Genomic DNA, 1,080 nt, shown 5'->3' with positions numbered 1-1,080 from the left:
CTAGGGCCTGTGTGAGGTTGTGATCAGTCTTCGGGTTCTGCCTTCGTCCGAGGGTGAAACCCGGTACGACTGTGTCTGTGACGCGTAGGCAACTCACGGATGATCAGTGGAAGTTGATCGAGCCCTATCTGCCGGTCGGCAGGTTCGGGCCGTACCCCGAGCGGCTGCGGGAGCAGTTCGAGGGGGTGATCTGGCGGTTCCGCTCCAGCGCTCAGTGGCGGGAGATGCCTTCCGAGTTCGGCCCCTGGCCGACGGTCTACGGTCGGTTCCGGGTCTGGCGGGACGCGGGCGTCTTCACCGCCCTGCTGGAAGGCCTGATTGCCGAGGCCGCTCGCGAGGGGAAAGCGGACTTGTCGCTGGTCAGTGTGGATTCCACGTCTGTTCGAGCCCACCACGATGCCGCCGGGATGCTCGTCGGCGAGGACGTCATGGAGGCCCTGGAGGAGGCCGCGCGGGAGCAGGAAGAGGCCCGGCAAAAGGGGGCGAACCGCGGGAACAGAACGGACAGCAGGAACGGCAACGCGTCCGACTCCGGCGCAAACTCCGCCTGAAGGAAGCCCTCCTCGGCCGCTCCCGGGGCGGGCTGACCAGCAAGGTTCATCTGGCCGCCGACCGCAGGTGCCGGCCGCTGGCGCTCGTCCTGACCGCAGGGCAGGCCGGGGACAGCCCACAGTTCATCCCCGTGCTTGAGAAGGTACGGGTTCGCCTGCCCATCGGCCGCCCTCGCACCCGGCCCGGTGCGGTCGCCGGGGACAGGGCGTACTCCTCCCGCAGCAATCGCGCCTACCTGCGCAAACGCCGGATCAAGGCGGTCATACCGGAGAAGAAGGACCAGGCCGCGAGCCGGAAGCGGAAGGGCAGCCGAGGCGGTCGGCCGGTCGGCCACGACGCCGACCTCTACAAGGAGCGGAACACCGTCGAGCGCCTGATCAACAAGCTGAAGGCCTGGCGAGGCATCGCCACCCGCTGCGACAAGACACCCGACAGCTACCTCGCCGGCCTCCACCTCCGCGCCTCGATGATCTGGATCGACGACCTCCTGCGGACGACCGACTGATCACAACCTCACACAGGCCCTAG

1 pseudogene is annotated in these 1,080 nt (G+C 67.9%); it reads left to right on the top strand.

The features are described from left to right. The first annotated feature begins 77 nt into the window (after positions 1 to 77). Positions 78 to 1,057: pseudogene (locus tag ACZ7RU_RS37030) on the top strand (IS5 family transposase). Positions 1,058 to 1,080: the final 23 nt, after the last annotated feature.

The sequence above is a fragment of the Kitasatospora sp. NPDC114501 genome, from assembly GCF_055633695.1.
The sequence above is the reverse complement of the archived record's forward strand: the minus strand, read 5'-3'. Positions and strand labels throughout refer to the sequence as shown.